6 protein-coding genes are annotated in these 7,856 nt (G+C 68.1%); 2 read left to right on the top strand and 4 right to left on the bottom strand.

Annotation, left to right across the window (positions count from 1 at the left end; genetic code table 11):
• From nadB to WB508_RS04830, 4 genes are all read right to left on the bottom strand, one after another.
• Positions 1-1,504: L-aspartate oxidase (gene nadB / locus WB508_RS04845; RefSeq protein WP_423843750.1), on the bottom strand; the 1,504-nt coding region annotated here is incomplete at its 3' end.
• Between the two features lie 13 nt (positions 1,505-1,517).
• Positions 1,518-2,783: a quinolinate synthase NadA gene (gene nadA / locus WB508_RS04840; RefSeq protein WP_423843749.1), complete on the bottom strand. Its 1,266-nt coding sequence runs from the start codon at positions 2,781-2,783 to the stop codon at positions 1,518-1,520.
• Positions 2,780-3,499, bottom strand: coding sequence for an NUDIX hydrolase (locus WB508_RS04835; RefSeq protein WP_423843748.1), 720 nt, complete (start codon positions 3,497-3,499; stop codon positions 2,780-2,782). The genes nadA and WB508_RS04835 overlap by 4 nt, the downstream gene beginning before the upstream one ends.
• 72 nt (positions 3,500-3,571) lie before the next feature.
• Positions 3,572-3,826, bottom strand: coding sequence for a hypothetical protein (locus WB508_RS04830; RefSeq protein WP_423843747.1), 255 nt, complete (start codon positions 3,824-3,826; stop codon positions 3,572-3,574).
• Between the two features lie 226 nt (positions 3,827-4,052).
• On the opposite strand from WB508_RS04830, the gene ileS reads away from it, so the two are divergent.
• Together ileS and WB508_RS04820 are read left to right on the top strand one after the other, a co-directional pair.
• The gene (gene ileS, locus WB508_RS04825) at positions 4,053-7,286 is read left to right on the top strand and encodes an isoleucine--tRNA ligase (RefSeq protein ID WP_423843746.1); all 3,234 of its coding nucleotides are present in this window, start codon (positions 4,053-4,055) and stop codon (positions 7,284-7,286) included.
• A 16-nt stretch (positions 7,287-7,302) separates the two neighbouring features.
• A partial coding sequence (locus WB508_RS04820; RefSeq protein WP_423843745.1) for a hypothetical protein occupies positions 7,303-7,856 on the top strand: 554 nt, incomplete at its 3' end.

The raw sequence follows: 7,856 nt of genomic DNA, 5'->3' as shown, positions 1-7,856 counted from the left end.
GGGCTGGATCGGTCTCGGGGAAGTCGGACCGGTGGTGACCGCCGCGCGACTCTCGCCGCGCGAGCGCCGCGGCGATCACGGCGCGCGCCACGACCAGGAGATTGGCGTCCTCGGCCGACTTCGCGTCAGAGACGTCGGGGGCGGTCCAGGTGGCGAGCTCGGCCGCGGCCTGCCGGAGATCGGTGGCGTTGCGCGAGAGTCCGGCCGCGTCCCACATCAGCTGCTGCAGGCCCGAACGATTGACGTCCGCGCCCCCCTCCGCCGGACCGGAGATGTCCAGCGAGGCCGGCTCAGACCACTGCTCGTCGAACGGCACGATGGGCGAGGGATCGAGGATGCCCTCGACGACCCGCGCCCCGTAGACCGCACCCTCCAGAAGCGAGTTGGACGCCAGCCGGTTGGCGCCCTGAAGTCCGTTGCAGGCAACCTCGCCGACGGCGTAGAGGCCCCGAACCGAGGTGCGCCCCCACTCATCGGTGCGGATGCCGCCCATGTAGTAGTGCGCGGCAGGCGTGACCGGTACGGGTTCGGTGCCCCAGTCGTAGCCCTGGGCGCGGCAGGCGGCGTCGATGTTCGGGAATCGCTGGGCAAGGAATTCCACCCCCAGATGAGTGGCGTCCAAACGGGCCGAACCACCATTGTTCGCGCTCATCTGCTCGGCGATGGCTCGAGCCACCACGTCGCGCGGCGCCAGCTCGGCGTCGGGGTGGACGTCCAGCATGAATCGGTGGCCGACGGCGTCGATCAGGTGGGCACCCTCCCCGCGAACGGCCTCGGACACCAAGAAGTTGCCCGGGGCGTTCAGCGACGTGGGGTGAAACTGGTAGAACTCCAGATCGGCCGCGACGGCGCCGGCGCGCAGGCCCATGGCGATGCCGTCGGCCGTGGCGACCTCGGGATTGGTGGTGTACGGGAACAGCTGACCCGCGCCTCCGGTGGCCAGGATCACGGCATCGGCACGCAGCTGCTCGCCCTCGAGGAGCTGGACGCCGACGACTGCCCCGGACTCGACGAGCAGGTCCACGACGGTGGTCTGCTCGCGCACCTCGACGGCCGCCTCGCGAATGCGGTCGATCAGGGCGTAGGCGATGCCGGCGCCGGTGGCGTCACCGCCGGCGTGCAGGATGCGGGCGAAGCTGTGCGCCGCTTCAAGCCCGTGGGACAGCTGGCCGTCGTGCCGGTCGAACTCGACCCCCCGGGCAATCAGCTCGTCGATGGCGGCCGGGCCCTCGGCGCACAGGATGCGCACGGTGTCCTCGTCGCTGAGGCCTGCACCGGCCACCAAGGTGTCGGAGACGTGGGCCTCGACCGAGTCGCCCAGCTTCGGCGCACCGGGATCGCTCATGGCGTCGGTGACCACGGCCACCCCACCCTGGGCGTACCGGGTGTTGCTCTGGGCCAGATCGGCCTTGGTGAGCACGGTGACCTGCAGACCCCCGTGCGCGGCGTCGAGGGCCGCCGTCAGGCCGGCGACACCGCTGCCGATCACGATCAAGCTCTTCATGACGTCCCTGCCCTCACTTCGGGAGCGCGGCGAGCATCCGCTCGAGCGCGATCTTGGCGTGGATGGCGATTTCGTCGGGCACGATGATCTCGTTGCGGACCTCGCCCTCGACCAACGCGTCGAGCACCCAGGCGAGGTACCCCGGATGGATCCGGTACATGGTCGAGCACGGACAGACGACAGGGTCGAGACAAAAGATCGTGCGGTCCGGGTACTGCGCCGCGAGCCGGTTGACCATGTTGATCTCGGTGCCGATGGCGATCGTGTCGCCGGGCAGGGATGCCTGGACGAACTTGTTGATGGCGTCGGTGGACCCCGAGGCGTCGGCGGCGTCGACCACCGGCATGGGGCTCTCGGGGTGCACGATGATCTTGATGCCGGGGTGTTCGTCGCGCGCCTTGTTGATCTGGCCCACGGTGAATCGCTTGTGCACCGAGCAGAAACCGTTCCACAGCAGCACCTTGGCGGCGTCGAGCTCGGCTTCGGTGTGTCCGCCCAGCGGCTTGCGCGGATTCCAGGTGGGCATGTCGTCCAGGCTGATGCCCATGGCCTTGGCGGTGTTGCGGCCCAGGTGCTGATCGGGGAAGAACAGCACGCGGTGGCCTCGCTCGAAGGCCCACTCCAGCACCGTCGCGGCGTTCGACGAGGTGCAGACGATGCCGCCATGACGACCGCAGAACGCCTTCAACGCGGCTGAGGAGTTCATGTACGTCACCGGGATGATCGGCTGCTTGCCATCGGCGTCCTGCTCGTCGAGCGGCCCGTAGACCTCCTCCAGCTGCTCCCAGCAGTGCTCGACGGAATTTTCGTCAGCCATGTCGGCCATCGAGCAGCCAGCCGCCATGTTGGGCAGGATCACGTGCTGTTCAGGGCTAGCCAGGATGTCAGCGGTCTCGGCCATGAAGTGCACACCGCAGAACACGATGGTCTCGGCATCAGGCTTGGTGAGGGCGGCGTTGGCCAGCTGGAACGAGTCACCGACGAAGTCGGCGTACTGCACCACCTCGTCGCGCTGGTAGAAGTGGCCGAGGATGACCAGCTTGTCTCCGAGCGCCTCCTTGGCTGCGACGATCCGCGCGTGCAGGTCCGCGTCGGTCATCTTCTGGTAGGCCGACGGCAGCTGGCCGGGCCGCACTGCCGGGACGGGCATGACGTCGTCCTCGGAGCACCCCGGGCCATAGCCGGGCACCGAGTCGAACTCCCACGGACCCTTGACGAGCTCGACGTCGCAGCTCTGCGGGGGATCGGCGACGATCAGGTCGTTGACAGATGAGCTCATGAGGACTCCTGAAGATCGGACGTGAGCCGGTAGAGGGCGGGCGGGCGATGACTGGTGCCCTGGACGAAGGCGCCGGTGGGCGCCACCTGGTGGGTGGCTAGCACCTGGCGGCGGAAGTTGGCGGGATCGATCTGCTTGCACAGCACGGCTTCGTGCACCTCGCGCAGCTCGGCGAGGGTGAACTCGTCATTGCAGAACGCGAAGGCGATCGGCGAGTAGGTGATCTTGGCGCGCAGTCGCTGCAGCGCGTACGCGAGGATCTCGTTGTGGTCGAACGCGAGGACCGGAACCTCATCGGCGACGAACCACTGCACGTTCTCGCTGTCCTGCTCGGCCGTGGCCTGCTCCGCCTTGGCCACGGCGCGGGCGACCTCATCGGGTCGCACCAGCGCCCAGTAGACGATCGACACGACGCGGCCGTCGCGGTCCACGGTGGGCGCACGGTCGATGGCCCCGAAGGAGTACAGCTGCTCCAGGTACCGCGGCGTGAGGCCCGTGGTCCGATCGAGCGTGTGCTGGGCGCTCGCCGCGAGATCTTCGTGCGGCTCCAGCGGCCCGCCGGGAAGGGCCCACGAACCTTCGTGCGGCTCCCGAATGCGGCGCACCAGCGGCAACCAGACGGTGAGGGCGCCGGTGGTGGGGTGCGGACGCAAGGCGAAGATCACGGTTGACACCGCGAGCGACACGCGTTGGTCGACTGACGACTCGATCGTCACGCCGCACCTCCTTAGGGTGCTTCCGACACTAACCTCTCCTTATAGTCGCGTCAACCTTTACTACGGCGCGAGCTATCGAGGGACGAAGCGCAGCTCGGCGAAGACGTCTGAACCGGCTGGCCACGCGGCGAGCGCCGCGCCCACGAGCGCCAGGTCGGTGGTTCCCGTGGGGGCGAAATCGGCCACGAGTGCAGCATCAGGCGTCGAGTCTCCGCGCTTCACACGGAATCCCCCCACCGCCAGCAGCGTCCAGCCAGCCTCCAGCCGAGCCTCGACGACCGGCAGCGCAGCGGCGACGGGCAGGAAGATCTCTGATGGCTCGGGCACGAGCCCAGCGTACGGTCGGCTACGCTGGCCTCACAGCGTTCGAGCCGTCATCAGCGGCGAGCAGCCGGAAGAACAGGGGCGTCAGCCTCCTAGTAGACCCGGACGGGTGGGCCCGTCATCGCCTTCACGAAGCGGTCGCCAGCACGTACGGCGGCAATCGAGGTGGTACCGCGGCTGACTGTCGTCCTCGTCCTTTCGACGAAGCGACGCAGGAGCCCCCCACACCATGACGTACTACCCCCGCACCGACTCCGGCGGCACCGGCGTGCCCTCGAGCCCGCGCTTTCCCGAGATCGAGGAGCGAGTGCTGGCTTTCTGGGCCGAGGACGACACGTTCCGGGCCAGCATCGACCAGCGCGAGGCGGGCGCCTCCGGTGAGAACGAGTTCGTGTTCTATGACGGGCCGCCGTTCGCCAATGGGCTCCCCCACTACGGCCACCTCCTGACCGGGTACGTCAAGGACGTGGTGCCGCGCTACCAGACCATGCGCGGGCGCCGGGTGGAGCGCCGATTCGGCTGGGACACCCACGGGCTGCCCGCCGAGCTGGAGGCCATGCGCCTCAACGGCATCAAGACCACCGACGAGATCGTCGAGATGGGCATCGACAAGTTCAACGACGCCTGCCGCGAGTCGGTCATGAAGTACACCGGCGAATGGCGCGAGTACGTGACCCGCCAGGCGCGCTGGGTCGACTTCGACAACGACTACCGCACCATGAACCCCGACTACATGGAATCGGTCATCTGGGCGTTCAAGAGCCTGTACGACAAGGGGTTCGTCTACGAGGGCTTCCGCGTGCTGCCCTACTGCTGGAATGACGAGACGCCGCTGTCGAACCACGAGCTGCGCATGGACGACGACGTCTACCAGAACCGTCAGGACCCCGCCGTCACGGTCGGCTTCGAGATCGCGGGTGACGGCCCGCTGGCTGGCGCCAAGCTGATGATCTGGACCACCACGCCGTGGACCCTGCCCAGCAACCTCGCCGTGATGGTCGGCACCGAGATCGACTACGTGATGGTCGGGGACGACCGACTGATCTTCGCCGAGGCACGCCTGCCCGCCTACGCCCGCGAGCTGGGCGACGACCCCGAGGTCGTCTGGCGGGGCACGGGCGCAGACCTGCTGGGCCTCACGTACACCCCGGCCTTCAGCTACTACGCCGGCCACGACAATGCCTTCCGCGTCGTCGCAGCCGACGATGCCGTCACGACCACCGACGGCACCGGCCTGGTGCACAGCGCTGGCGCCTTCGGCGAGGTCGACAAGGAGGTCACCGACCGCGAGGGCATCGAGCCGGTCATGCCGGTGGGCAAGGACGGCCGCTTCACCGCCCCGGTCACTGACTACGAGGGCATGCAGGTCTTCGACGCCAACGCAGCCATCATCGACGACCTCAAGGCCCACACCGGAGCCGTCACGGCCGGCACGGTTCTGCTGCGTCGGGAGACCTACGACCACTCCTACCCGCACTGCTGGCGCTGCCGCGAGCCCCTGATCTACAAGGGCGTCTCCTCATGGTTCGTCGAGGTCACCGCCATCAAGAAGCGCATGCTGGAGCTGAACCAGCAGATCGAGTGGGTGCCCGAACACATCAAGGATGGCCAGTTCGGACGCTGGCTGGAAAATGCCCGCGACTGGTCCATCACCCGCAACCGATTCTGGGGCTCCCCCGTGCCGGTGTGGAAGAGCGACGACCCTGCGTACCCGCGCATCGACGTCTACGGCTCGTTCGAGCAGATCGAGGCCGACTTCGGTCGCCTGCCGACCCGCGACGGCGAGCCGGACCTGCACCGGCCGTACGTGGACGAGCTGGTGCGCCCCAACCCGGACGACCCCACAGGGAAGTCGATGATGCGGCGCGTCACCGACGTGCTCGACGTCTGGTTCGACTCCGGCTCGATGCCGTACGCCCAGGTGCACTACCCGTTCGAGAACGCCGAGTGGTTCGATGGCGCAGATTCAGCCGGAGGGCACTTCCCCGGCGACTTCATCGTGGAGTACATCGGCCAGACCCGAGGCTGGTTCTACACGCTGCACATCCTGGCCACCGCACTGTTCGACAAGCCGGCCTTCGAGGCATGCATCAGCCACGGCATCGTCCTGGGCTCGGACGGCAACAAGATGAGCAAGTCGCTGCGCAACTACCCGGACGTGTCCGAGGTGTTCGACCGCGACGGAGCCGACGCGATGCGCTGGTTCCTGATGGCCTCGCCGATCTTGCGCGGCGGCAATCTGGTCGTCACCGAGCAGGGCATCCGCGACAGCGTGCGCCAGGTGATGATCCCGCTGTGGAACAGCTGGTACTTCTTCAGCCTGTACGCCAATCTCGCTGGCAAGGATTTCGAGGCGCGCACGATCAGCGATGCTGCGGACCCGATGGATCGCTACATCCTGGCCAAGCTGGGCCGGTTCGTCAGCGTGATGACCACCCAGATGGACACCTACGCCGTCGCCGACGCGTGCGAGACGACGCGCGAGTTCTTCGACGTGCTGACCAACTGGTACATCCGCCGCTCGCGCGAGCGCTTCTGGCTGGCCGACGGCCAGCCCGCGGTCGAGATCACGCGGCAGCCGTTCGACACCCTGTTCACGGTGCTCGAGACGGTCTGCCGGGTCACCGCTCCCTTGCTGCCGCTGACCACGGAGGAGATCTGGCGCGGCCTCACCGCCGAGCGGTCGGTGCACCTGACCAACTGGCCATCCGCAGACGCCCTCCCGTCCGATGACGCACTCGTCGCGGGCATGGACCAGGTCCGCGACATCTGCTCGACCGGATCGTCCATCCGCAAGGGCGCGGGTCTGCGCACTCGCCTGCCGCTGTCGTCACTGCTGGTGGCCGTCACGGACCCCGACCTGTTGTCCGGCTTCGCCGACATCATCGCTGGCGAGCTCAACGTCAAGCAGGTGCGGTTCGTGGACGTGACATCTGACGAGGCCCAAGCCTTCGGGCTGAGCAGCAAGCTCACCGTCAACGCCCGTGCCGCCGGACCACGGCTCGGCAAGGACGTGCAGACGGCGATCAAGGGCTCGAAGACCGGCGACTGGTCGGTGGCCGACGACGGCACCGTCACCTCCGGCGGTCTCGCACTCGTCGAGGGCGAGTACACGCTGGAGCAGGTGGCCGAGTCGGCCGATGGCGTCGAGGTGGCTTTGCTGCCTGCGGCTGGCTTCGTGGCGCTGTCCACCGAGGTCACCGCCGAGCTGGCGGCCGAGGGCCTGGCCCGCGACCTGGTGCGTGGAGTGCAGCAGGCGCGCCGCGACACCGGACTCGACGTGTCGGACCGGATCACGCTGGTGATCGGTGGCAGCGACGCCGTCGTCTCGGCTGCGACCACGCACGCCGACCTGATCGCCGGCGAGACGCTGGCCACCTTGACCGTGGACGCGAACACGGCCGGCACCCCGGTCGAGGTCGCCGACGATGAACGGGCTGTGGTGTCACTCGCCAAGATCTGACCGCTAGCCTGCGGCCATGGGTGTTCATCTGTGGATGCGGTCCGAGACACGAGCCACTGAGCAGCGGGCACCGCTGGTGCCGCACGACTGCCACACGTTGATCGCTGACGGCGTGCGTGTGACCGTCGAGCGTTCTCCGCAACGGGTCTTCGGCGACGACGAGTACGCTGCAGCGGGTTGCGAGCTCGTCGAGACCGGCTCCTGGGTCGACGCGCCTCCGGATGCGCACATCCTCGGCATCAAGGAGCTGCCCGACCAACCGAGCGCGCTCGTGCACTCGCACATCTACTTCGCCCACGCCTTCAAGGGACAGGACGGTGCCGAGGAGGTGCTCGCGCGGTTCGAGCGCGGTGGCGGCGACCTGCTCGACATCGAGTACCTGACGGTGGACGGGCGGCGGGTGGTGGCGTTCGGCCGGTGGGCCGGTTACGTCGGCGCCGCACTCGGCGTGCTGACCGTTCGCGGGCAGCTCGAGACCCCGCTGACCCCGATGACGCGTCCTGAGCTCGACGAACTGCTCGCGGCGAGCCTGGACGACCTGTCGGCTCTGGTGATCGGTGCACGGGGGCG

The sequence above is a fragment of the Aeromicrobium sp. genome (genome assembly GCF_049586495.1).
GTDB lineage: Bacteria > Actinomycetota > Actinomycetes > Propionibacteriales > Nocardioidaceae > Aeromicrobium.
Note: the sequence above shows the minus strand (reverse complement) of the source record. Positions and strands in the feature narration are given on the sequence as shown.

Coding starts and splice junctions, on each gene's coding strand:
- ileS (WP_423843746.1), top strand. CDS start 4,053: ATGACGTACTACCCCCGCACCGACTCCGGCGGCACCGGCGTGCCCTCG.
- nadA (WP_423843749.1), bottom strand. CDS start 2,783: ATGAGCTCATCTGTCAACGACCTGATCGTCGCCGATCCCCCGCAGAGC.